Source organism: Bacillus sp. AG4(2022), assembly GCF_031844465.1.
Lineage (GTDB): Bacteria > Bacillota > Bacilli > Bacillales > Cytobacillaceae > Bacillus_AB > Bacillus_AB infantis.
Genome location: NZ_JAUZVH010000001.1, coordinates 405,513 through 430,591 on the forward strand (window position 1 = coordinate 405,513; position 25,079 = coordinate 430,591).

The window sequence follows — 25,079 nt, forward strand, 5'->3', positions numbered from 1 at the left end:
TACCCACTTTCCCGATAATTAGAAAGCCCTGACACCCGAATGTCAGGGCCATCCTCTGTTACTCGCTCTTTTTCGCTGCTTCTTTTTGAACCTCTTTCATAATATCTTCCGGCGTTTTTTGTTTCGTAGCCAGCTCCTGGCCTCCGCGCATAAAGATGTCGGCAATCGTAATATCAACGGCATTGTCAAACCATGGTGCTGTCGATGCTGCATCCAGCACTATTTGATAGGCTTCATAGCTGGTAGGACTTGTGTTTTCCTCAGTCACGCCATTCTTTACAGCATTCAGCTGGCCATCTGTTTTCGTAAATTCCTGAGCCGTTTCCTCGGAAGTCAGGAATTTCAAAAATTCAACCGCTTCTTTAGGAGCATCCTTGCTAAGCATCCAGCCTTCAGGCGCACCAGTCAGCGAATCAGCCCGTCCTGCCCCATCCGTAACTTCCGGAAAGTTGAAAAATCCAATGTCTACATCGCCAATGTCCTGAACCAATCCTACTTCAGCAAATTGCATATACAAAATTGGCACTTCTCCAGCAGCAAACATATTTCTGGCAGCTTCATGGTCAATAGCGGTAGATACATCTCCCATAAAACCAGTCAGCTCCTGGAATATTTCTAAACCGCGGATATATCCTTCATCTGTGTATGGTGTATCACTTTCCAGAATATAGTCTGCCTCCCGCACCTCAGGATCTACTACTCTATCAAAAATGGTACCCAAGTAGTGTGAGATAGCCCAGGCATTCGTCAGCCCTTCGACAACAGGCGTTTCATAACCCGCAGACTTTAATTGCTCTAATACATCCACCAGTTCATCGTATGTTTTTGGAACCTTAATATTATTTTCCTCAAAGATCTCCTTATTGTAGAAGAAGGCTTTTCCATCTACTGTAAAAGGAATGCCGTATGTGCTGTCATCAAAAGTAAATCCGGCATATTGGGACTCAAGAATACTGCCGCTCCACTCTGTGTCTTCATTCATGATGTCATTAAGTTCCTTAATCCGGCCGGAACTTACCAGATTTTCAGCGAAAGAGTCTGACCAGGAAGAGAAAATATCCGGAAGGCCATCATTTGATACTAAAACCCGTATCTTTTCTTTATAAGAATCATTCAAGACAGAATCTACATTAATAGTGACACCAGGATGTGATTCCTCAAACTCTTTGATTTTTTGATCATAGAATGATTTTCTTGGTTCATTTGGCCAGCGGTGGAAGAAATCAATAACTACATCATCGCCATTCGATTTTGAGCCTGAGTCAACAGATGAGTTACATCCTGCCATAATACCGGCCGCGATAATGCCGACTAAAAGAATGCTGAACATTTTTTTCATATGATCGCCTCATTGATATAGTTATTTTTAAAGATTTTACACCAATTCCAATAGAATTAATACTCCATTTTCCACATGTATCTTCTTACTGAAAGAGGATGTCCTGTATGTTCTGCCAGGCCATCAGCATAAAGCCTCATGACGGGACCTGTTAAGGCCGGGCCAAAGTACTCCTTCAAATCCTCATCGACTCCGCTGTAATCAAATTTAGAAGCATCTACTACTTCTACTTTCTCACTGTACTTCTTTACGAAATCCAGTGCCCGCTCATCCAGTGGCCTGCTAGGGCCTTCACCCGCGATCAGAAGGAATGGAACATCAAAGTCTGTAATTTCAAATGGGCCATGGAAATACTCTCCGGAATGAATAGCATTTGAATGGATCCACAGCATTTCCATCAGCAGGCAGCTGGTGAAGGAATAGGCATGGTGGATATAGGCCCCGCTTGCCATCGTATAGATGGTCTTCTCCCTCTTATTGCGTTTGCCGAATTCAAAAGCGGCTTCTCTAAACAGCTGCTGGTTCTTCTCGATCAAATCTCCCAGATTGCTTAACTGTTCAATTCCTCTCTCATACTTTTCGTCACCAGTAAAAATCTTTAACAGCTTGAAAATGAATGTGTAATAGATTCCTATTTCACCGTCAATGGCATCTGATCCGTCTTTGTAATTGTAGTGAAGGACATATTCTGCTTCTTTGCAGAGCGGAGATTCAACATCCATAGAAATGGCTACAGTAAGAGCTCCTTTACTCCTGGCATATGTAGCTGCTTTAACTGTTTCTGGCGTAGTCCCTGAATGGGAGCGCAGGATAACCAGGCTGTTTTCATTTAGTGCTTTGGGATTTAAATGGACGAATTCATTAGAGGTATAAACAAAGCTCGGTTTCCCCGTATCTTTTGTGATGAAATAATCTCCAAAAGATAGAGATGCCATCGATCCGCCGCATGCTACGAAAAACACATTCTGTACATTTTTGTTCTCAATGGCTTCAATGGCCATCTGGATTTGATTAGTATGCTCCTGTTTCATTACTCCCCCCTCCTTACTATTGTTTTTGATTGGCGATTTAGAAACTGATTGTGTCATACTAGCACCTCCGGTTTTTTATGATGTCCTATAACATCATATTGATAATTATAGTACGTCATATGATGTTATACGTCAACAGTATATTTGAAATTTTCTGTATATTTTAATATGCAAATTCCGACAAGCTTTATATTATATTGTAGGATTTTTATTGATTCTGTCATTGATTGAAAAAAAGATGCCTGCCTCTTCCCTTTTGTCTTAGTCGACAAAACGGGAAGCGGCAGACACCACGTCATGAGGTTCTATATAGCTATTCTTCTAATAGCTTATCCATGAATTCATATGCTTCTTCACATTCAATTGAATCGCCATCATATTTCCCAACTCTTGTGCCTCTGGAAAAATACCCTGATTTTCCGTTCCGGCTGGGACATTCATCAAGTGTCTCTAACATTCTGTTCCTATATTCCTCTTCAGTTTCCTGTTCCCAGAAGAAATAATAGTATATTTTTGTACCTAGCCCGATTAAAGCCAGGAAAACCAGCATCAAGACGAGATTTTTTTGCATCCTTCAAACCCTTCTCTGCGCATTTCTAGAGATGTCATTTCTTTTTCATCCGTCGAAAATTTTCCTCTGGATTCATCTCAGTAAATTTCACGTGATGACTGCTGAGCTCCACCGGAAAAAAACAAGACCTCAACATCAGTTGAAGTCTCAGCCTGTTTAGGTGCTGCTGATGAAATGAACCTGTACTCCCCAGTCACTTTGTTTCATATGCTTAAATCTTTTACTCTATCGTCCCCTCAAACCCATCAAGCAGCGTTCGCACATCTTCCGTAGTATCCGTATTCATCAATTGATTCCTTAATTCGCCCGCTCCACGGAAACCTTTCACATAAATCTTGAAAAAGCGGTGAAGAGCCCTGAACGGACGTGCTTCCAGTTCTTTCGAATATTTATCATGAAGATCCAGGTGCAATCTCAAGAGATCAAGCAGTTCTTTAGGAGTATGATCTTTCGGCTCTTTTTCAAAGGCAAATGGATTTTTAAAAATACCGCGGCCAATCATCACACCATCGACTCCATATTGATCAACCAGCTGCTGGCCTGCTTGGCGATCAAGGATATCTCCGTTGATGGTTAAAAGGGTATCAGGTGCCACACGGTCACGAAGCTTCTTGATTTCCGGGATCAGTTCCCAGTGAGCATCCACTTCACTCATTTCCTTCCTGGTACGAAGATGGATCGAAAGATTAGCGATATCCTGTTCCAGAATGTGTGTGAGCCAGTCCTGCCACTCATCCACCTCTGTGTAGCCAAGCCTTGTTTTCACACTGACAGGCAATCCGCCCGCTTTTGCTGCCTGCACGATATCTGCAGCCACATCAGGACGGAGGATCAGGCCGCTTCCCTTTCCTCTCTGAGCCACATTTGGGACAGGACATCCCATATTGATATCGATGCCGCGGAACCCCTGCTCCGCCACACCAATACTCGTCTGCCGGAAAAACTCAGGCTTGTCTCCCCATATATGGGCAACCATCGGCTGCTCATCTTCGGTAAAAGTCAACCGCCCGCGGACACTTTGGTTTCCCTCCGGGTGGCAATAGCTTTCCGTATTCGTAAACTCGGTAAAAAACACATCAGGCCGAGCGGCTTCGCTCACGACATGGCGAAACACAACATCCGTCACATCTTCCATTGGTGCTAGTATAAAAAATGGCCGTGGCAATTCACGCCAGAAATTATTAGTCATGCTGATATTCAAATCCTTTCATTATGGGATATTCTATCATACTTTCATCCCAGAACTTAGGCAAAAGTTTTTGCTCCATATACACTTATAGCATGATTGGGCAAGATTAATCAAACTAAAATAAATTTAGAATATTTCCAACTATATTAAGTTGAAGCAAATAAGGAGATTGGCCCTCTTAAACCGGCCAATCCCCTTATGCTTTTTAAAGCGCCTTATCTTCAATCGTATCCAAATAAGCCTCAATCTCATCAATCACCGACTTCACACACCCATCTTCAAATGGAGAAATCAAGTTCGCCTCTTTGACAAGTTCTGTGAACGATTGGCTTCCGCCCAGCTTGCATAAATGCAGATAATCTTTCCAGGCTTCTTCAGTATTTTCCTGCGTACGCTTCCAGAATTGCAGTGCGCAGATTTGAGCCAGTGTGTAATCGATATAATAGAAAGGAACTTTGTAAATATGTCCCTGCTGCTGCCAGAAGCCGCCATTTTCCAGGAAGTCATTTCCTTCATAATCGCGATGCGGCAAGTATTTCTTCTCAATTTCTCTCCAAGCCTGCTTGCGCTCAGCTGGACTTGCTTCCGGGTTGCTATACACAAAATGCTGGAATTCATCGACTGCTACACCATAAGGAATAAATAGAACCGCTTCACTTAAATGAGAGAATTTATACTTGTCCGTATCTTCCCCGAAGAAAAGGTCCATCCATGGCCAGGCGAAGAATTCCATGCTCATGGAGTGGATTTCACAGGCTTCCAGCGTAGGGAACCCGTACTCTGGCACTTCGAATCCACGGCTTTCAAATACCTGGAACGCATGCCCCACTTCATGCTTTAATACACGAACATCGCCTTTTGTTCCATTGAAGTTTGCGAAAATATATGGTGACTTATGCTGGCTGATATAGGTGCAGTATCCGCCGCCAGCTTTACCTGCTTTACTTAACAGGTCCATCAGATTGTTTTCCACCATATAAGTGTAAAACTCGTTCGTTTCCGGGGACATTTCCTCGTACATTTTCTTCGCCTGATCGACAATCCACTCCGCATCTCCCTTAGGATCAGGATTTCCTGTCTTAAAGCTGAAGCTGTCATCGTAATACCTGAATGTATCGACGCCGATACGTTCCTGCTGCCTTTGTTTGAGTTTGGTGGCTAATGGAACGATATATTCTTTCACCTGGTCACGGAACTTTGCTACCATTTCAGCATCATAATCCGTCCGTGAAAGCCTGGCATAAGCTAACTCTGTAAAAGAAGAGAAACCCAGCTTCTTCGCAATACTGGTACGCACTTTTACAAGCTTGTCGTATAAATCATCCAACTGATCGGCATGCTCAACAAAAAAGCTGTACTTCGCTTCATTGGATTCCTTCCTCACACTACGGTCAGGTGACTGGTGGTAAGGAACTAACTGAGCCAGATTTTTTACTTCCCCATCAAATGGGATCTTAGCCGAAGCAAGCAGATCCACATACTCACTAACCAGCTTGTTTTCCTCCTGCATCTCCTTCAGCACATCAGGAGAAAAAGTCTTTAACTGGCTGTCCGCCAATAGGAATAACTGTTTCCCCCACTTATCCTCCAGCTGAGAGCGGAATTTAGAAGCTGTAAGGGCCTCATAAAATTTTGTGATCAGACCCTTGTAGGCTGGTCCCACATCATTGAAAAAATCCTTTTCTTTCTTATAAAACTCATCTGTCGTATCAATCGTCTGACGGATCTGCACAATCTGCCTCATGCTGTCAAACTCAGAACGCAGCTCATTGATTTCTTTCATTACGGCGTCCTGGACTTCAAAGGACTCCGCAGATTGGAACTTCTCTAATAATTGATTAAAATTTCTTTCTGCCTCTTCCATATTAGGTCTTGTGTATGGGTAATCATTAAAATTCATCAAAGATCCTCCTTATGTAGTAAAAATATCATACGTACATATTTCGGCAGAATGAGACAAATTCCTTTTATTTTTGAAGAAAAATTTCGTTTTTCGAAATATAATATCGCTGCTGTTGTTCCAAACCATCAAGAATGGCTAAGGAAGCGCATTTAAGCCATCTTCAGAAGAAATGCGTACTTTTGCCATTATTATTTTTTGCCTCTTCTAACCTTCACCGAGCAGAAGTTCTCCAGTTTAAACATAATCAGCTGTACCTTCTTAATTCTTCTCAGACTCCTTAAGCTGAAACAACAATTACCTTAGCGGATTTGTTTGTTGAGCCAAGGGACCTGACCCCTTGGCTCTTTTTAACATGATTCATAAATAAGAGAATACGATAGAAATGAGCACAAAGAAAAGCGAAATAGGAATTGGGGGATTGTATGATCCAGATATCAGGGGTACCTTTTCAAATTCAAGAAAATGGCCAGCTTGGAAGTGTTGAGAAGACGATCCTGCAGCAGATGCAGTCTGCACCAGTTTTGTATTCTTATAATTCCGAGTATGAATTACTTTTTGAGCTTACAGTGCGCAAGAACATCATTCAAAGCGCGAAAGAAATGGACAAAAGTCAGGCTGTGTTTACAAGCTTTGAATATGCCCGCTGCAATCCCAGGTACTGGCAATTAACAAGAGCAGGCGGATTTCTTTTAAGGCCTGATGTGCGGCCGGCTGATGCAATTATAGATATTTTTCGAAACGGTTCATTTTATGCATTTGAATGCGCGACAGCTATTCCAATCATCTATTACCATGCCATATTGAATAGTATCGACAGCGAAAGGTTTAATTCACTGTTTCAAAATCTTTATCTTTACAGCTGGCATACAGATACAGACCTGGGCATCATCACCTTTTACTCTGATCATTTTATACCTGGAGACGTCCTGTACGTAAATAATCCTGACTTTGATCGAAAAACACCACATTTCAGGGGTGTTAATGCTGTGCTCCTTGAGGATGGCAGGCTGTTTGGACACGGATTTAATATTAGAACATCAGAAGAAATGATTCGGCTCCTTAATGAGACGAGAAAACCGGACAGCCATCAATCAGCATATATAACAAAATTGGTGACCAGGCCTTCTTTCAAGTATTTATTAAGAGCGGCAGGCTGGCAAAGGAACAGTGCAGCATACAAACCCCAGCGTCCAATCGTGCACCATAACAAAAGCTCCATTTCATATGTACACTATCTCTATTATTCGATCTAATAACCGGTCAGATCAAATCACCCGGACATTCGCCCATTTTTTTATAGACGGGCTCCAAACTCACCTTCGAGAGTACTATATAGAGAAATTCATTACTCGAGGGAGGTATGATACATGTATTCAAATCTTAACGCACCGCCGACTCTTAGTGCAAATGTTCCTCCAAACGTTGCTCCTAATGCCGCTCCAATGCCTGCCTATACATCCCCAGCATATGATTATGGAGCTCCATATCCTGCATATAGCTACAGCTGCCCTAGTCACCGGAACGATTTTTTCTTAATTGTAGTTCTGTTTATTTTACTTATCATTGTGGGGGCAGGCTTTTACTGCGATAAAAAATGCTAACTTCAGTGCTTATTGCAAAGAATAAGTGAAAATAATGATCAACCTAGGGACTTGGGGAACTCCTCAAGCCTTATTTTTATATAAGAAAAACATTAAACTCATATTCTATTAGGCGTTCATCGTTCTTCCTATCAAAATAACAAAATAAATCTCCATTGCCTGCGTCTGAAAAAAAGAAAAGATGATCAAATGGCATATAAATATCTCTATAATCTTCAAAATTTCTATAAAATAGATTATCCTTAATCATTTGGGAAGCTGGCCAAACCAAAGGACAATTCCAGTTGTCAAACACACCATTTGTTTCATTAAATAAGGCAGTTAATTCTTCTGGTAATTCACATTTAATTCTTATTGAATTTGAGCAATCTCAAACTTTGTTGCAGGGTCTTTAAAATGATATTCCTTAGAAATGGAATTGACAAATTCTTTCCACATTACAATCCCCCTAATTTTGGATGAATATGTTTATATTCTTTTTCTATTTATAAAAATCCTTCTATCACTATCCTCCCTCAACAAAAGAACCTGCCCCTTTAGCTCAATAACCCGCGTACATTACTAGCAAAATAAATAGATAATCAACAATTCTTTTCCTCAAACTAATAGGTGTCTTTCTTATGGGAGGAGTTATAGATCACCTTCTCTAATATAATAAACATCTATTTTGGCAGAAATAAAATCCCCGTTTTCCTGCCTCTTGCTTATAAGAAATATATCCTTCACTTAAGTACAAACACCCTTATTAAATTCAACGTGCAATATACAGGCTCTTCAAATATATTTTCTAATGATGAGCAGCCGCTTTTTCTAAATTTAGAAATGGATAAAAAGAGTCATCGCGGACAGACTAAACCGGAAATCAAGAGAGTTATTGAGCAGAATCAATTAAAGATTTTAGGTGAGGATAAAATACATGTTTTGGACAAAAAGACTAAAAAAAATCCGGCATGAAACAAAAGGCGGCAACATGCTGCTTCAAAAAAGAGATCATTTATCGATTGAAACTCTTAAGGACCTGATTTCCAATATGGATGATGGAGAGCTGATAGAACACAGAATCAATAGAGACCGGAAAGTTACAATTATTTATATCAGTACATTGATAGACCAGGAAAGATTAAACGAATCCATCATACAGCCAATCAAAAATTGTCCAGAAGAAATGATACATACCTGCCTTTTTACAGCAAAGGCTGATGCCGTTACAGGACTAGATGAAGCCCAGAAGCTATTGATGCAGGGCCATGTTCTTCTTCATGACACTGTGGGTAACTGGTTGGCCGTTCCACTTGAAAATCCTTTAGGGAGAAATGTTGAACAATCGGAATCAGAAACCATTTTATACGGCCCTAAAGACAGCTTTACGGAGCAGATTGACCAGAATGTCACCCTGCTTAGAAGAAGGCTTCCTCTCACAGAACTCAAAACGGAGAATTTTTCCGTCGGATATCTTACTAAAGTTAAGGTAGTAATGATGTATATAGAGGGAATAGCCAATCCGGATATAATTGATATAGCTCGTGAAAAAATTTCAAAAGTAAATTTTGATATCATTCTTGAACAGTCAGAATTAGCTGCATTTATGGAGGATCATATCCATTCCGTTTTTCCTCAATTTCAGCAGACAGACCGGCCGGATCAATGTGCCTATTCTCTCGGACTGGGCAAAATTGTGATTCTAGTAGCCAATACACCCTTTGCTTTAGTTGCACCGATTACATTTTTTAATCTTTTTCAATCGCCTGAAGACTATATTCACCGATGGTTAGTCGCCAGCTTTCTGCGATGCATCCGCTATATCAGCTACGTGGTGTCCCTTTTATTAATTCCTCTATATGTAGCTTTAACCACCTATCATTATCAGGTAATCCCGCTTCAGATTCTGTTTGTTTTATTAGAATCAAGAAGTAAATTGCCTTTTAGCCCCTTCTGGGAAGGGTTGTTAATGCTGCTGGTGCTGGAGATCATTAAGGAAGCCAGTTTAAGGATGCCTAATAAAACCAGCACAACTCTAGGGACAATCGCAGGTATAGTGATCGGCCAGGCAGCTGTTGAAGCTGGTTTTGTAAGCAAGGTATTAATTGTTTTGGTAGGAGTAGCTGCAGTTGCTTCTTTCTTGGTTCCCAATTATCTGCTGAGCAAGACAAACACATTGATTCAATTTGGATTCCTAATTTTAGCCTCCTTGCTCGGCATTCCGGGAATTGTGTTAGGTTTGATTTTCATGCTCGCACACCTTAATGGGCTCACAAGCTTGAAGCAGCCATATTTGGCTCCGGTTGCACCACTCTATTGGAGGGATTGGAAGGATTTCATCATTCGGGCTCCTATTACATGGATGAAAAAGCGGCCCAAACATGTGCATCCTCTCTTTAAGTGGAGATATAACCAAGGAGATGACAAGTAAATGGGGGCAATCAAATTATTTGATAAGACAGCTGACTTGGGAAATGGTTATATAATTACATTTGTCCATCAATCCCACATGCTCTATTTTGTTTTATTGTTACCAAAGTTACTGCAGCATTCGTATTTATTATTCGGAATTTTGGCCATAGGGATTCTGTCTCAACTTAACCTGTTTGTCTTATCTAAAAGCCTAGCTTATATGGACCCACAGCAAGGTTATGAAGGATTCGCCAAACTTTTAGGCGAAAGAATACTAAGGATAATCGCGTTTACAGGGATTGCTGTCATTTTAATCAAGTTATGTTTTATCGTTCTTGGATACGTTGAAATTGTTCATTTATTTATTTTTCCAGCTATACGGCGGCCGTGGCTGATCCTTTTTATTATGCTGGCATGCACCTATATTGCCAGTCAAGGGATGGAAAAAACACTCCGCTTCGGTATAATTGCTTTTTTTTGTACATTTTGGATAATTATTCTTTATATACCGAATTTCCTTCCTCCTATAGCAGATATTCATGATTTATACCCTTTGATTCCAGTTGATTTGGCTCATCATCCTTGGAAAGGGACCTTAATGGTCTGGTCCTCTTTATCAGGCCCGGAATATTTAATTCTATTGCTGCCATGGATCAATGCGAAAGAGAAGACACTGAAATATTTATCCATCGCCAATTTACTTTCAATATTACAATATACGGTAATTTTTATCGCCTGCCTGTTTTTTTTCGGATCGCCGTACTTGGGGAAAATCAGTTTTCCAGTTGTTAATATGGTTGAATACCTTCAGTCACCTATTTTTGAAAGAGTAGAAATCATCATGATTTCTCTGCAAATGTTCCAATATGTTTTCTTTGCCTCCTTCTTTCTCCTTTGCTTATACGGCGCTATTCGAATTTCTGCAGGAACCCAGTATAAGGAGACTGCCCGCAGAAGTTTATATGCAGTCAGCTTATTTGTCCTGGGATGTCTATTCATAATAGATCAGCTCTTTTGGAGAGAAGGAAAGGAACTTAACGGCTGGACAAACCTGCAATTATGGACTGGATCCATTACCTACATACTCGTTCCAACTCTCCTCTTTGCAGCCAATAAAAGGAAGAGGAGGCGTTCCCGCCTATGAAGGCACCCATAATTTTTTTAACTCTAATATACCTTTTATCGGGTTGTTCTTTTACAGATCAGAAGAATACAGTCGAGGAAATTGCACCTGTTACCTTTTTGGCAGTTGAAGAAGGGGAAGATAAAGAGAGGATAACTGTCTCTACACTGGTTCCTCCTGCCATGAACGAAGAAAGACAATTCTTTTCCGCTGATGTCAAAATGTTAGAGCAGGCTAGAAAAGAATTTAATATGAAGTATTACCGGGAGATTAGGCTGGGACAGCTGAGAATGCTGTTCATAGATGAAAAAATTGCAAGAAATGAAATTGTACCCTTGGTAGACATGCTCTTAACCGATCCGGAAGTTTCGCACCGTGTTTTCCTTGTAGTTATGAGAGGTGATATCGAAGCGTTTGTGAAAAATCAAATGAAAAAGCAGAAAGATCTGGATTACTACCTTTACAGGAAGCTCAAGCATTACGAAAAGGATAATGAAGGAGAGATTACTATTACTAATATCCATGAATTTATGGAAAAGTCCTACACTCCTTTTTCAGATCCCTTTATACCGGTTTTTAATATGGATAAAGAAGGCTTTAGTTATGAGGGAACTGGATTTTTCAGCAATGGAAAGCTTAAAGGGCAGACGGATAAGGAACAAGACCAATTTTTTCAGCTTCTTAGCCATCCTAAATTTCTTAAAAACATGGTCATCGATCCTTTGGATGTCTCTCTGGGGGAAGTCCGTTCAAAGGTTGAAACACGAGTAAATCTGATGGACCATACTGTTACCTTAAAAGTTTATTATCGGGCAAAAATTGATGAATACCGAGGCGCGAAAACCCTGGACAGTCAAGCTAGCCTTTATCAATTAAATGACGAGATTGAGCATTATATGGAGGAGGGAAATTTTTCATTGCTTAAAAAATTCCAAGAATTAAAAGTAGATCCCCTTGAAATTGGCCGGCAGGCGACATCACCTTTTGCAAAGCCCATTTCAGAAGAAGACTGGCGCAAGTTCTGGGCGAATGCAAACATTAAAGTTGAGTGCCACCTGAAACTTGAACCACTATCCATCTAAGAGAATATGTTCAAAAAGAGGATTGTTGCATAAAATAAAAGCCGGATTCTCTATTATAAAGTCTTCGGCTTTGCTGGTACCCTGTCCAAGATACCTAGAAAAAATGCGTGACTGGGGCCAGAATAATCCGTTTGTAAAAACCGCTCCTTAGTAGAGCGGTTTTTTCAAGGTTCATACCAATAAAAAACCGATTCCCCACAATAATTGGAAATCGGCTGCGCTTTATCTAGATGTGGGAAATACTGCATTCTTTTATGAATGAGTAGATTCTCCGCCGTCCACATGCAGCACTTGGCCGGTGACAAAGCGTGAGTCATCGGATGCCAAATATACATATGTTGGAGCTAATTCAAATGGATGGGCCACACGCTGCATAGGATTAGAGGCTCCGTACACCGCCACTTGGTCTGACGAAAAGCTCGCAGCGATAAGCGGCGTCCAGATTCGTCCGGGCGCTACTGCATTAACGCGGATTCCCTTTTTCACCACGTTTTTGGCCAGTGCCCGGGTGAATCCTACGTTGGCGCCTTTTGTGGCAGTATAATCAATCATTTGTTTTTCGCCAACATAAGTAACAACAGATGAAGTTTGGATGATCGAGCTTCCCGGCTTCAAATAAGGAAGAGCGGCTCTTGTTGTGTAGAAGTGGGAATAGATATTTACCTTAAATGTGTCATCGAATTGCTGATCGGTAATGTCCGTCAAGCTCTTCTGCTGGAACTGGATCCCCACATGGTTACAGAGTATATCCAGGCGGCCGAATGTCCTTACCGTTTGCTCTACAATGGCGACACATTGCCTTTTATCCCGCAAGTCGCCAGGCATTAATAAACAGCGCTGGCCAAGTTGTTCAACCCTCATTCTGGTGCGGTTTGCATCCTCATGTTCATTTAAATAAGCAATGGCTACGTCAGCGCCTTCCTTGGCAAACGCAATCGCTACCGCAGCCCCAATACCGCTGTCACCGCCTGTAATGAGCGCAACCTTTCCCTTTAATTTTCCGCTTCCTTTATAATTGGGATTTTCAATGATCGGCCGGGGCACCATTAACCCTTCCACACCAGGATGGAAAAGCTGGCGTTGTTCAGGTAAATTTAATGGTATTTCCTCATATTGAATGATTTTTCCATAATTAGGATACATCGGGTATGGGTGTTCCACTTTATTGGCATCAAATGCTTGCTGCAGCTGCTGGATCTCCTGCAGCTTCTTTTGCTCCTTCAGGCCCATCATGTTACTCTGCTGATATTTCCCCATCATATCTCCGTATTGATATTGCCCTATCCCATTACCAGCATGCTGGCCCATTTGCGGCATAACATATTGGGGCATTTGATTGGTTTGCTGCATTTGAGGCATTGGGTACTGTGGCATCTGATTGGCTTGCTGCATTTGGGGCATATGATAATGGGGAATCTGATTGGCTTGCTGCATCTGATACATTTGAGGTTGATACAATTGCGATTGATTCATTTCCGGCATTTGATCCATCATATCCATTTGATCCGTGAATTCGATGTCTTGCATCTGATCCACTTGCGGCATTTCGCGATTCTGATTTTCTTGACTCATAGGAAACCTCCAGGTTTAAAACTTTATGTTTAACCTATGTTGGGCGTCTGAACGAAGTGCCTGTTTTCCAATAAAGTAAAATCCTCTTTCTATCGGCTCAGATGTTTGTTCATGACCGTTTTAAGAAAGTGGTACATGCTCCATATCCAATTAGTATGAATAAGGTAAAAAGTAAGAAAAAATGTTAAGGAGGCAGCCATTTGAATTTCGAGTTTAGTCCTGAAGTAAAATTATTGCTGGTCAATCATTCAGATCAAAAAGTAAGGATGGATTATATCAACCATTCCTGGCCAATGCCGGAAATTGGTTGGAGACCGCCTTATTATACTAATCCCAGGTATGGTTTTAACTACTCTATTATCTAATATTCAAATTTGGGCGTCATAAAGTTTCGAGTAAAAGAAAATGCCTGTATCTTCAATTAGATTCATGGATACAGGCTTTTTTTAATAGCTATTTTTTCTTTTCTATTTACTGAAAACAGACTTTTTACTTCACTACATAAAACTGAAGAAAAATACAATATATTCATCACTGGGAATATTCAAATAAATACAGTGAATTCATCATTGCCCCCCTCGCTTTTTTGCTTATTCTAATAAATACTGTGCATTTCATTTCTCCTTAAATCTTCTTTTTTCCTCCTGCAGTTTTAACTAAAAAATACCCTAAAAAAATCGGGATAATTTGCTGTAAATTTTGAAACTATATCTTTGTACAAGTCAATAAGGAGGTCACCAGAATGGACGTTCAAAAATTAGCCGATCATGAGTCATTGGATCTGCATGAAGTTATTAACTTTAAAACCCTTTGCCTGGCGAAATCAAAACTAATGCAAGGTCTGGTATTTGATCAGGATTTGAGAGAATTAATGAAAAAAGATGTTGAACAATCTATCCAATCGCTTGGAGAATTACAGGCGATTTATCAGCGTGCACCTTTTGAAGCTCCTGTTCCTCAAAACCGCCCTACACCAATAGTAAATTGAAAAGGAGGCAACTTCATTGAATAATGACTATTTAGACCCTATAAACTCATTACATGTACCTGAACTGGCTGATACCACATTTGCCATGGACTTCCTCCTTCGTGCTAAAGAAGGTGTGCGTAATATTGCTGTCGCATTAACGGAGTCGGCATCACCTGATGTTAGAACCCTCTTACGAAACCAATTAATGCAAGGTATTACCATGCATCAGGAAATTACAGACCTGATGGTCAGCAAAAAATGGTTCCACCCACACGAACTAAGTGAACAGTATAAACTAGATCAGCTCTCTGCCAACAATACACTGATGATTGGCAAAATGAATCTGTTCCCTGTTGAAACCAATAGAAAAGGTATGTTTGACCGGACACCTGATGAACAATAACACTGGAGGCTGTATAACATGAAGGCAGTAACATATCAGGGCATTAAAAATGTTGTAGTCAAAGAAGTTCCAGATCCAAAGATCGAAAAACCAGATGATATGATAATTAAAGTAACGAGTACAGCAATATGCGGATCTGATTTACATTTGATTCATGGAATGATTCCAAACATGCAGGAAGACTATATTATCGGTCATGAACCGATGGGGATTGTTGAAGAGGTTGGACCAAATGTAACGAAAGTAAAAAAAGGGGATCGTGTTATTATTCCTTTTAACATTGCCTGCGGGGAATGTATGTATTGTAAAAACCATTTGGAAAGCCAATGTGATAATTCTAATGATAATGGCGATATGGGTGCATATTTCGGATATTCTGGTACGACTGGCGGCTATCCAGGCGGACAAGCAGAGTATTTAAGAGTGCCGTTTGCCAACTTTACTCATTTCAAAATTCCTGAGACTTGTGAAGAACCAGATGAAAAGTTATCCGTTATTGCCGATGCGATGACTACTGGTTTTTGGAGCGTCGACAATGCAGGCGTAAAAAGTGGAGATACAGTTATTGTATTAGGATGCGGTCCGGTTGGTCTTTTTGCTCAAAAATTCTGCTGGTTAAAAGGTGCAAAGCGTGTCATTGCGGTAGATTATGTCGACTACCGTCTGCAGCATGCCAAACGTACCAACAAAGTTGAAATTGTTAATTTTGAACAATTTGAAAATGCGGGAATGCATTTGAAAGAAATGACAAAGGGCGGTGCTGATGTTGTCATTGATGCAGTTGGTATGGACGGTAAAATGACTGATATGGAATTCCTTGCGAGTGGAATGAAGCTTCAAGGGGGAGCATTAAGTGCGTTTATCATGGCTTCACAAGCAGTGCGTAAAGGCGGGACCATTCAAGTTACGGGCGTTTACGGCGGCAGATATAATGGTTTCCCTTTTGGAGATATTATGCAGCGGAATATCAATATCCGCTCCGGACAGGCCCCTGTCATCCATTATATGCCATACATGTTTGAATTGGTATCGACTGGCAAGATTGACCCAAGTGATGTAGTAAGTCATGTCCTTCCTCTCAGCGAAGCAAAACATGGATATGAGATATTTGACACAAAAATGGATGAATGTATTAAAGTTGTGCTGAAACCTTAAGGGAGGAGGAATAAAAAATGAACTACGCCTTGCATGAAGTTCTTGAGGTTCATGAGATGGCTGCATTTAAGACCAATTGCCTAACAAAGTCCAAAACGATGAAAGCGTTGGTTACAGACCCTCAATTAAAAGATATTATGCTGCAGGACATTGATGTATCTACGAGACAATTACAAGAATATGCTTCTATCCTTTCGAATGCTAAGCAGTAAATTAGGAGGTGGATGAAAATGAATCCAATCATTGAAAATTTAACTGGCATGAATGCATTATCAGATCAAGTGGTTGCAATGGATCTGCTCATTTCAGCTAAAAGCGGAGTGAGAAATTATGCCATGGCAGTTACGGAGTCAGGAACACCGGAAATTAAAGAAATACTCACCCGCCATTTAGTGGAAGCTCTTGATATGCATGAACAAATATCCACTTATATGGCAGCAAAAGGATGGTATCATGCTTATGATACAAACGAACAGATCAGTTTGGATTTAACTAATATTGATACTGCATTGAACTTACCGACATTATAAAATATTCAGGGAACAGTTTAAAACTACTGCAGGCAAAGTATTTTAGAAACCATTTGCCTGGTGTCATCATAAGAGTATCTATAGAAGAAGCCTTCCTGCTTTTAAAACATCAACGAACATAAAAACCGGCCATTTCTATCGAAGAAAGGCCGGTTTAATTTTGTTTATCTTGTCTGGGAGATTTCATTGACCATTTCAGTTAATGCCTCTTTGACAGGTGTGGCAGGACGTCCCAGAACCTTTTCGAAATCGTTGCTTTCAACTTCCAGAGAGCCGCTGCGAATGCTTTCCTGAATGCCTACCAGGAGCGGGATGATGAACTCAGGGAGACCTGCATCTTTCATGATAGCCGCATAGGCAGTGTCATCCACCTGCTGCACATTGACATCTTTCCCCAGGACATTCCCCAGTTCGGATACAAGTTCTTCCTGGGTCAATAATTTCCCTGACAGTTCGTAGATTGTGTTTTCGTGACCACTACCAGAGAGGACTGCAGCAGCAGCTTCTGCATAATCCTGCTGCGTTGCCCAGCCTACTCTGCCATTACCTGCTGATGTAACCCATGGTGCCCCAGCCAAAACAGCCTGGATGGTTGGAATTTCATTCTCGAGGTACCAGTTATTGCGGAGAAATGAATAAGGGATCCCTGTTTTCTTGATGGCTGCTTCAGTGGCAACATGAGGCGGAGCCATTAGATTGGTGCTTTCAGAAGCTTTGGCTATACTTGTATAAGCAATAAATTTAACACCGGCGCGCTCCGCAGCAGCGACCGCGTTTCCATGCTGGCGGATTCTTGTTTCATTGTCCCCATCAGCAGAAATGATTAACAAGCGGTCAATGCCGGCAAAAGCTGTATCCAATGTTTCCGGGCTGTCAAAATCACCCTTACGGACGTCTACTCCGCGAGCTTCTAATCCTGCAGCTTTTTCAGGATTACGGACACTGACAGCCACTTGCTCAGCTGGAACAGTTTTTAATAAAGAATCCACAATTTTTGTTCCAAGTTTTCCTGTGGCGCCTGTCACTAATAATTTCATAATAAAGTCCTCCTAGTTTCACTTTACGGTTGTAACCAATTCAATTACCTGTAATCATTATAATTACAAGAGAGTGTCAAGTCAACATAAACGGTTTGCCCTTTGTTATTCTTCATGATTTTAAGGTATAATAAACCTGTAATCGAATTAATTACAAACGGAAGGGATGCTTTATGTCCATCAGCAGTAGATTTTCTGTAGGAATTCATATATTGTCGTTGATTGAGTTTAATAAGGACGGGATTAGCTCTTCCGATTTTCTGGCCTCTAGCGTTAACACGAACCCTGCTGTAATCAGGAAACTTATGGGGATGTTAAAGAAAGCAGGATTGGTAGAGGTGCACCCAGGAATCGCAGGAGCCAAGCTTGCCAGGGAAATGTCGGAAATTACACTCCTTGACGTATACAAGGCTGTTAATGTTGTACAAGATAATGAGTTGTTTGGAATGCATGAAAATCCTAATCCCGACTGTCCGGTGGGAAGGCACATCCAAAACACAATTGAGCCGATATTTTCAGCTGCACAGTTAGCAATGGAGAAAGTATTGGGTAACGTGCTGCTCGAGGATGTTGTTAAGGATATTGGTGAAAAATCAAATATCGACTGTTAATATAAAGGCATTCATATAGAATGTCTTTTAATTTTTTCCCAAGTTTGGCCGAAAGTAAGTGAACGAAAAAGCACTTTGTCCATTTGGTCCTGCAGCTGAATCACTCCTCACTAAGTTAGGGGAGAATGGCAGATAGGAGAAAAAAGTGCCTGCCGCTTCCCAGCCTTGCAAGGAACTTACAGACACTCATCCTGCCGAATCGACATTTCTTCTTTTGCGTTATCTAATGGAATCAACAAGCTGCCTCATGGAGTTTATCTGAGAAGAAAGTTCTATAAACCATTCCTCGTCTCCTGTAGAAAGCGCCAAATCAATCAGAAAACGAATTTGCTCTTTGTTTGATACTTTCGTTTCCGGCAATTTCTTCACATCTTTGCTCTGCATTAGAATAGTTTTCCCAACAGCCATATCATTATCAGATGTAACGGCTGTTACTTTCAGAGCCCCACCCTGGGCAGCAAGAGATTCTATATAACCCATTAGCAGCTCCCCATCGATTGACTTTCCCTTTACCCAATCCCCTGCTTTTAAAATGGGATCTTTATGTGCAGTCATTCTTTATTCACCTCTCTAAATTTTTCGGCTAAACCGCGAGTAACTATAACTTTTAGGCTTGATTGCTGATGTCCTCCTTTTTACCGTTCGCTATTTGTTATTTCTGCCAGAAGCTCGTATGATCGCAGGCGGGCTTTGTGATCGTACACTTGGGCAATGGTCATGATTTCATCTGCCTGGCTCTCTTCCAAAAATGTATGCAGTTTTTCCTTTACCGTCTCCCTGCTGCCGACAATCGATGAGCCTAATTGCTGCTCGAGTGCCTTTAACTGGTAGCTGCCGGCCACTTCGGATATGTCATCTACCGGTGGTTGAAGCGGGATAAGGCTGCCGCTCATCAGATTCAAAAATTGCTGCTGTATGGTGGTAAAAAGGCGCTTTGCCTCTTTATCGGTTTCTGCTGTAATGATATTCAATGCCACTATCGCATACGGCTTATCGAGAACATTCGAAGGCTTAAACGCTTTGCGATAGATCTGCAGTGCACCCAGAGTGTTAAGCGGCGAAAAATGGGCGGCAAACGCGAATGGCAAACCCAGTTCTCCGGCCAGCTGCGCACTGAAGCCGCTTGAACCCAGCAGCCAGATTGGAATATTCAAACCTTCACCAGGAATAGCTTTTATAGGGTTCCCTTGTGCCAGGGATGGATCAAAGTAACCTCGGAGTTCCGCTAATTGCTCAGGAAAGTCATCTCCTGTGCTTCTCAAGTCGCGTCTCAATGCGCGAGCGGTCCCCTGATCTGTACCAGGTGCCCGTCCCAGACCAAGGTCAATTCGCCCCGGGTATAATGATTCAAGAGTGCCAAACTGCTCAGCAATTACCAGCGGGGCATGATTCGGAAGCATGATTCCACCTGAACCAATCCTGATTTTTGATGTACCGGCTGCCAAATGGGACATCACAACAGAAGTGGCGGAGCTGGCTATAAACGGCATATTATGGTGTTCTGCCAGCCAAAAACGGTTGTAGCCAAGTTTCTCAGCAAGCTGTGCGAGTTCCAATGTATGGCGGAAAGAGTCAGCAGGAGTACTTCCGGCTGTTATCGGCGAAAGATCAAGCACAGAGAATGGAATTTCGTTTAGTTTATTTGCATGTTTAGACATAAGTTCATCTTCTTTCCTTATCAAATATTTTTAAAAACTAATCTATTACTGGAATTTCATGAGTCGGAAAGTAAGGCAGCACAAACTCTCCAAGCTCCTGGATGACTTCCTCGGGAGGGCGCCTTGAAAAATACAATACAAAAGCCAGGTGATTGACACCAATGGATTGAAATTGATACAGAATTTCCAATAAGTGCTTGCGCCCTGCACGAAATCCTAACGGAATCGGAACAGGAGATAAATCGGGATTTTCCGATAAATCGATAAATAAAGTCTGGGTGAAAGGCTTAAACACTCCAGGGGCGTGAATTTCCGACAACTCGCGATAATCTTTAATCAATTGAGTTTGCTGTGGCATGTTCCTCGGGTATTGGATCCAGCCGTCCCCATTCTGTGCGATCCATTCAATCGATTGATTTGTGAATCCTGTCACCATGGTCGGAATCGCTGAAAAAGGTTTGGGAAACATTCTCATATCGGTTCCATCGATCATGCCTGAATCACTGCTGATGGTCGGATTCTCCTCCTTTAACAGCCGTTCAAGGAATGCATAATTCTTTTTAAACAGATTTCCACTTTCGAGCTTGGAGATTCCTAGGGCTGTGAAATCTTTATCCCTGTCTCCTGAGGCCACTCCCATGATCAGGCGTTCGGGAAACAGCCGGTCAATAGATGATGCTTCCTTTGCCACCCGGACAGGATGGCGCAGCGGGAGGACCACACTCGCCGTCCCAAGTGCAATATTCCTGGTATGGGCCGCAAGATAGGTCAAATAAATCCATATATCATACATTTGCCCATTATCATCAATATTCAAATTCTGAATCGTAACGTCCCGAAGCCACAATGCCGCGAAACCATGGTTTTCAATTTTGCGGGCAAGCGGCAGCTGATTTTCCATAATCGGATATTTCGACATCCTTGCCGTCGGAATCGAGAAACCAAGCGTCATTTTATCCTGCTGGTACAATCTGTTAAATGCTCGATGCTGTAATAAACTCACTTCAATTCTCCTTAAATTTTTGTACCAATGTATTTTTCGAACTTTTTAATTGTCTCCTCATTACGGCGATAATATGTCCATTGTCCAATTCGCTTCATTTCAACCAGTCCGCTTTGCAGCAGAATCGATAAATACTGTGAAGTTGTGGATTGCGAAATCCCGGCCTTACTTCTGATATCCCCTACGCAAACCCCGCCTTTAAATCCTTCATCAGCAATAATATGGGCTTGCAGTGAAAAATGACTCTCGGGATCTTTTAACATTTGAAGAATGCTCACCCTCGTCTGGTTTGACAATGCCTTAAAAATTTCAACGGCTTGTTCATCATTTAAGCGTTCCAATTCCTGCTTCAATGTCATTTGCCTCTTTCTATATTGATTATCACTATCTCAATGGAAGCTGGATAGAGATCTGAAAGCGTCACGCCAAATCGGCAATTCGCGATATTCATATATTACCTATCTGTTCTGTGCAAAGCAAAAGATTTGTTTCGAAGGAGCTACGGAAAAAATCTCCTATCTTAAAATAAGACAATAAAAAAACCTGCAAATAACAGGTTTTTCCGACGGTTTCGCCACTCCATCTTTGAACTTCTTCCATTATTTTTAGCTTATACCATTAGTTGATACTGGGCAGCAATATTGTTTCTGAATTCCTGACAATGCTGAATAACATCCTAAAATACCAGCTGCAGTGAAGTAAGTAGACCCTCATGGTTAAAAGGCTGGAGCAGGTAATTCCCCAATATACATACGAAGTAAACTATAAGGTTTTTCCCGTAAATCTCTTCCATAATGGAATCTGGCCTGCCGATGCAATTGGTTTACAATGACATATAAGTATCCATCAGGGCCAATTGAAAAAGTATCCGGCCATAATATTCTTGGATCATGTGCGATGGTTTCGATTGCTCCATTCGGAAATATCTTACGGATACTGTTATTTTCATAGTCCCCGGCATAAACGATTCCTTTTGCATCGGTAATCATTCCATCAGATGCCCCTTTTTCACCCAAATATTCCACATGATAAGGTAAATCCGTGTCCGGTATCGTTCTGTCCCTGAGGGCTTCTGTTGAGATCGAGAACAAATGACGGCTGCTTAGCGGAGCAAAATATACTATCTTTCCTTCGGGAGAAATCGCAAGACTATCAGACGCCAATCTAAATGGTGAAGTTGAACCGTCTTTGTTTCGGTTCATTAAGATTTGGCCTTCTACTTTCGGTATAAAATAGGGATCAGGCGAAGTTGAATGGGCTCCATTTAACCGTCTAAATGCGTTTCCATTTGCTAAATCTACGACGATAATAGCTCCTGGCCCTCTTGATGAAGAATCCGTTATATAGGCATAACCTGCTTTTCCAACACGAAAATCTAAACGTACATCATTCAGATATGTTGTTGGCAGGACAACATCATCTGTAAAGGTATATACCCTTCTAATCGTATTGGTTTTTAAATCTACAGCCACTAATTTTGCCCCGCCTTTAATGGGTACAGAAAAATTAGGTGCTCCTGTATCTAATACCCAAAGAGTGCCCAAACCATCCGCAACTACACTTTGGACACTGATGAAGGTCATTGTGACATTCTCGGGGTTAGCCAAATTGGTTTGTAAATTAGGATAAGGCTGCAATTGATCCCCAACCATTTCCGCCACCGTAAATTTAACATCGTCTCCCCATTTCGGAAAGCAAACGAAAATACGGCCATTTTCTGAAACCGTAACACCTGTAGGCATAGGCCCATAAAATGTATACACCAATTCTAAATTACCGAAATATTTTTCACTGGGTAATATAGGTTTCATAATATCCTCCTCAGACCTCAAACGGGATATAACCTATATATGATGTAATTTTTTTCTAGTGCATGTTTCTCAGTAAGTATCTATATGTAGGACGGTTTAATTGATTGTTTTAAAAATTTTCAGTTTCGGGTCAAGGAGAATTCAATTAGCAGGCAGCAAGAGTATTCGGGAAAGCCCCGGACATACGCTATATTATAGGAGCCTTCCTATGCTTTACTCTCTCCTTCTGAACAAAGCCCTGGAGAATTAAGTAAAATGAAAACAGCAGCAAGAGGTATGCGGCTAGCGGAAAAAGGATGACCCAAGGAGAATAATAGAAAGCTGATCTGAATTGGCCAATGAGACCGGCCCATTCTTTTGTCATTGATATATAAATAACTGGATCCATCCGGACAAATGTTCCGCCTAGAAATATACTGAATATGCCCAGCTGCCCTATTAAATGAAGAACCAGTATAACTTCATTTATAAAGATAATCATGAACTGGCCTTTCAATGCAGGTAGAATATGAGTTTTAGCAATGTGCCAGCGGCTCCCGCCTATCGTTTGAGAAGCTAAAACATAGAGGCTGGTTTTTAATTCTGCTGTTTTGGCAAATACGACATTATACACTTCGTTAATCCCCAGAATCACTATAAGGGTCCCAGTGAGAAGGATTAAGGAGTTTTCACCCCATACCGGGACAAAATTCAAGCGGATGAGAACAAAATAGACAAAAATGAAGACAGGAAATCCGCTTAATAGATTGGAAATCTTTTTCCTTTCTTTCCTGCCAGCAAACGATCTGCTGCTGACAGCAAAATAAAGCCCAAGCGCACCACCTATTACGGAACGCAAAAAAGCACAGATTAATACAGTGAAAAAAGTATACTTTGCTCCATACAATAGGAGGGATAAAATGTCATAGCCCCATTGATCTGTGCCAAACAGGTGTTTTACGGATGGAGGATATGGAGGTGCTATTAATTTATTTCCTGATTCTGTTTTTACGTACTGAACATCGGACAGCTCGTCTACTCCATAGGGGGCAATATAAGGACCTATTAATGAAAGGATGAAGAAGAAGATGAGCAGCAGTATGCCTGCTTTTAATTTCAGATTCCATTTACCCACGCAGCAACACCTTCTCTATTCCGAATATAATGAGCTTCATCGTAAATAGCACAGCGATATACAGGATAAAAAAAGAAAGCAGGGAAATGACTACAAGATTATACTGGTAGCCAAAGTTCTCCGGATACTCGAATAGGATTTCCGTTAATCCCCTAGTATTATAAAGATGCTCGATGATAAAAAGATTAGCTGTCGTGATCCCTACGATCTTATAGATATCAGCCTTTAAAAAAGGAAGTACATTGCTGGTCACATGGTAAAGATAAATCTGCCTCTTCGTAAGTCCCTTGGAAACAGCTGTTAGTATGTAATCTTCAGAAGCCACCTCAAAAGTGCGGTCGTTTAAGGAACGGACTAAATACAAAAGGGGCAGGATCGTTAACGTCAAAACGGGCAGTAAAATGGCCGGTTCCTCGAGCGATAACGAAGCAACCTTTGCAACGCGCATACCAGTTTGTTTATAAATATAGGTAACAGAAAGCTGAAGCATTAAAACTAAAATGAAATCCGGTATAAACCCCACAAATCCTAATATGGAGTTTACCCACTTTTCACTTTTCTTCCATAGCCATATACCAAAAATAAAGGATAATACAATAACAATAGCTAATGAGACTGAGACATAGACATATGAGACACTAAAAAAGCTCAATAGGTCAAAAAGCAAAAATCTCCTTCTGTCCCCCTGCATGTAATAGTAGGACTCACCTGTAAATAGACCTTTTATGAAAGCAAGTACCTCGCCTGGAATATTTGAAGGAAGAAAAATGACCTTCCCATCCAAGTTATATAGATATAATGGCAGTGCAGCAACCAGCAACAGAACAAGGAATCCTGCAGTTTGTGTTAGTATGCTTCTAATATAATACATGGATTATCCTTCCTTTAGCTTGCTTAATTTTGCAGGTGAGTTAACGGCGGTCAGTACCGATTAATTTCTTATTAGTATGAAAGATAAGACCGTTTGAGGGTACCCTGATAATCT

At 41.1% G+C, this 25,079-nt stretch carries 26 protein-coding genes; 11 read left to right on the forward strand and 15 right to left on the reverse strand.

Annotated features, from left to right (window positions below; genetic code table 11):
- Positions 1-58 precede the first annotated feature (58 nt).
- From Q9R36_RS02005 to Q9R36_RS02025, 5 genes are all read right to left on the reverse strand, one after another.
- Complete coding sequence (locus Q9R36_RS02005; RefSeq protein ID WP_311224467.1) at positions 59-1,339, reverse strand: ABC transporter substrate-binding protein; 1,281 nt, start codon at positions 1,337-1,339, stop codon at positions 59-61.
- Between the two features lie 56 nt (positions 1,340-1,395).
- Complete coding sequence (locus tag Q9R36_RS02010) at positions 1,396-2,370, reverse strand: SIS domain-containing protein (RefSeq protein ID WP_311224468.1); 975 nt, start codon at positions 2,368-2,370, stop codon at positions 1,396-1,398.
- A gap of 313 nt (positions 2,371-2,683) precedes the next feature.
- Complete coding sequence (locus tag Q9R36_RS02015; RefSeq protein ID WP_009790976.1) at positions 2,684-2,941, reverse strand: hypothetical protein; 258 nt, start codon at positions 2,939-2,941, stop codon at positions 2,684-2,686.
- Positions 2,942-3,161: 220 nt separating this feature from the next.
- Positions 3,162-4,130: a tRNA dihydrouridine synthase gene (locus tag Q9R36_RS02020; RefSeq protein ID WP_035400989.1), complete on the reverse strand. Its 969-nt coding sequence runs from the start codon at positions 4,128-4,130 to the stop codon at positions 3,162-3,164.
- Between the two features lie 205 nt (positions 4,131-4,335).
- A complete protein-coding gene (locus tag Q9R36_RS02025; RefSeq protein ID WP_311224469.1) occupies positions 4,336-6,030 on the reverse strand; it encodes a M3 family oligoendopeptidase in 1,695 nt (564 codons plus the stop codon).
- A 425-nt stretch (positions 6,031-6,455) separates the two neighbouring features.
- Between Q9R36_RS02025 and Q9R36_RS02030 the strand changes: the two genes are divergently transcribed.
- Both Q9R36_RS02030 and Q9R36_RS02035 read left to right on the forward strand, forming a co-directional pair.
- Positions 6,456-7,286, forward strand: coding sequence for a protein-glutamine gamma-glutamyltransferase (locus tag Q9R36_RS02030; RefSeq protein ID WP_311224470.1), 831 nt, complete (start codon positions 6,456-6,458; stop codon positions 7,284-7,286).
- 189 nt (positions 7,287-7,475) lie between these two features.
- A complete protein-coding gene (locus tag Q9R36_RS02035; RefSeq protein ID WP_156917049.1) occupies positions 7,476-7,634 on the forward strand; it encodes a YjcZ family sporulation protein in 159 nt (52 codons plus the stop codon).
- Positions 7,635-7,710: 76 nt separating this feature from the next.
- On the opposite strand, the gene Q9R36_RS26095 is transcribed toward Q9R36_RS02035, so the two are convergent.
- Positions 7,711-7,929 carry a hypothetical protein gene (locus tag Q9R36_RS26095; RefSeq protein ID WP_338120348.1) on the reverse strand — a complete coding sequence of 73 codons (219 nt, stop codon included), beginning with the start codon at positions 7,927-7,929 and terminating at the stop codon, positions 7,711-7,713.
- A gap of 621 nt (positions 7,930-8,550) precedes the next feature.
- On the opposite strand from Q9R36_RS26095, the gene Q9R36_RS02040 reads away from it, so the two are divergent.
- Genes Q9R36_RS02040 through Q9R36_RS02050 form a run of 3 tightly spaced genes read left to right on the forward strand, consistent with a single transcriptional unit; the run spans position 8,551 to position 12,230 of the window.
- The gene (locus Q9R36_RS02040; protein ID WP_311224471.1) at positions 8,551-10,044 is read left to right on the forward strand and encodes a spore germination protein; all 1,494 of its coding nucleotides are present in this window, start codon (positions 8,551-8,553) and stop codon (positions 10,042-10,044) included.
- A complete protein-coding gene (locus tag Q9R36_RS02045; RefSeq protein WP_311224472.1) occupies positions 10,045-11,169 on the forward strand; it encodes a GerAB/ArcD/ProY family transporter in 1,125 nt (374 codons plus the stop codon). It abuts the gene before it with no gap.
- Entirely contained in the window at positions 11,166-12,230 is a 1,065-nt protein-coding gene (locus Q9R36_RS02050; RefSeq protein ID WP_311224473.1) for a Ger(x)C family spore germination protein, read from the forward strand. The genes Q9R36_RS02045 and Q9R36_RS02050 overlap by 4 nt, the downstream gene beginning before the upstream one ends.
- Positions 12,231-12,482: 252 nt before the next feature.
- Here Q9R36_RS02050 and Q9R36_RS02055 read toward each other — a convergent pair whose 3' ends face one another.
- Complete coding sequence (locus Q9R36_RS02055; protein WP_396137101.1) at positions 12,483-13,463, reverse strand: SDR family oxidoreductase; 981 nt, start codon at positions 13,461-13,463, stop codon at positions 12,483-12,485.
- Positions 13,464-14,544: 1,081 nt separating this feature from the next.
- Here Q9R36_RS02055 and Q9R36_RS02060 point away from each other — a divergent pair.
- The 5 genes from Q9R36_RS02060 to Q9R36_RS02080 are packed head-to-tail and all read left to right on the forward strand — an operon-like array spanning position 14,545 to position 16,860.
- Positions 14,545-14,790: a spore gernimation protein GerQ gene (locus Q9R36_RS02060; RefSeq protein WP_094767369.1), complete on the forward strand. Its 246-nt coding sequence runs from the start codon at positions 14,545-14,547 to the stop codon at positions 14,788-14,790.
- 16 nt (positions 14,791-14,806) lie between these two features.
- Entirely contained in the window at positions 14,807-15,175 is a 369-nt protein-coding gene (locus tag Q9R36_RS02065; protein ID WP_094767370.1) for a spore coat protein, read from the forward strand.
- Between the two features lie 18 nt (positions 15,176-15,193).
- Positions 15,194-16,330: a zinc-dependent alcohol dehydrogenase gene (locus Q9R36_RS02070; RefSeq protein ID WP_094767371.1), complete on the forward strand. Its 1,137-nt coding sequence runs from the start codon at positions 15,194-15,196 to the stop codon at positions 16,328-16,330.
- A 17-nt stretch (positions 16,331-16,347) separates the two neighbouring features.
- The gene (locus tag Q9R36_RS02075) at positions 16,348-16,542 is read left to right on the forward strand and encodes a hypothetical protein (RefSeq protein WP_094767372.1); all 195 of its coding nucleotides are present in this window, start codon (positions 16,348-16,350) and stop codon (positions 16,540-16,542) included.
- 18 nt (positions 16,543-16,560) lie between these two features.
- Positions 16,561-16,860 (forward strand): spore coat protein, encoded by a 300-nt coding sequence (locus Q9R36_RS02080; protein WP_094767373.1) that lies wholly within the window; start codon positions 16,561-16,563, stop codon positions 16,858-16,860.
- Positions 16,861-17,024: 164 nt separating this feature from the next.
- Here Q9R36_RS02080 and Q9R36_RS02085 read toward each other — a convergent pair whose 3' ends face one another.
- On the reverse strand, positions 17,025-17,897 hold the full coding sequence (locus Q9R36_RS02085) for an SDR family oxidoreductase (RefSeq protein WP_311224474.1): 873 nt from the start codon (positions 17,895-17,897) through the stop codon (positions 17,025-17,027).
- Positions 17,898-18,070: 173 nt separating this feature from the next.
- Here Q9R36_RS02085 and Q9R36_RS02090 point away from each other — a divergent pair, with 173 nt between their 5' ends.
- On the forward strand, positions 18,071-18,508 hold the full coding sequence (locus tag Q9R36_RS02090; RefSeq protein WP_101547548.1) for an Rrf2 family transcriptional regulator: 438 nt from the start codon (positions 18,071-18,073) through the stop codon (positions 18,506-18,508).
- A 219-nt stretch (positions 18,509-18,727) separates the two neighbouring features.
- On the opposite strand, the gene Q9R36_RS02095 is transcribed toward Q9R36_RS02090, so the two are convergent.
- The 7 genes from Q9R36_RS02095 to Q9R36_RS02125 form a co-directional block, all read right to left on the reverse strand.
- On the reverse strand, positions 18,728-19,063 hold the full coding sequence (locus tag Q9R36_RS02095; protein ID WP_094767376.1) for an IDEAL domain-containing protein: 336 nt from the start codon (positions 19,061-19,063) through the stop codon (positions 18,728-18,730).
- An 80-nt stretch (positions 19,064-19,143) separates the two neighbouring features.
- Positions 19,144-20,166, reverse strand: a complete 1,023-nt coding sequence (locus Q9R36_RS02100; protein WP_311224475.1) for an LLM class flavin-dependent oxidoreductase — start codon at positions 20,164-20,166, stop codon at positions 19,144-19,146.
- Between the two features lie 37 nt (positions 20,167-20,203).
- Positions 20,204-21,169, reverse strand: coding sequence for a TIGR03571 family LLM class oxidoreductase (locus Q9R36_RS02105; RefSeq protein WP_311224476.1), 966 nt, complete (start codon positions 21,167-21,169; stop codon positions 20,204-20,206).
- Positions 21,170-21,180: 11 nt separating this feature from the next.
- Positions 21,181-21,432, reverse strand: a complete 252-nt coding sequence (locus Q9R36_RS02110) for an ArsR/SmtB family transcription factor (protein ID WP_249276775.1) — start codon at positions 21,430-21,432, stop codon at positions 21,181-21,183.
- 453 nt (positions 21,433-21,885) lie between these two features.
- Positions 21,886-22,980: an L-dopachrome tautomerase-related protein gene (locus Q9R36_RS02115; protein WP_311224477.1), complete on the reverse strand. Its 1,095-nt coding sequence runs from the start codon at positions 22,978-22,980 to the stop codon at positions 21,886-21,888.
- Positions 22,981-23,167: 187 nt separating this feature from the next.
- Positions 23,168-24,094, reverse strand: coding sequence for an ABC transporter permease subunit (locus Q9R36_RS02120; RefSeq protein ID WP_311224478.1), 927 nt, complete (start codon positions 24,092-24,094; stop codon positions 23,168-23,170).
- Complete coding sequence (locus tag Q9R36_RS02125; protein ID WP_311224479.1) at positions 24,087-24,965, reverse strand: ABC transporter permease family protein; 879 nt, start codon at positions 24,963-24,965, stop codon at positions 24,087-24,089. The genes Q9R36_RS02120 and Q9R36_RS02125 overlap by 8 nt, the downstream gene beginning before the upstream one ends.
- Between the last annotated feature and the right edge of the window lie 114 nt (positions 24,966-25,079).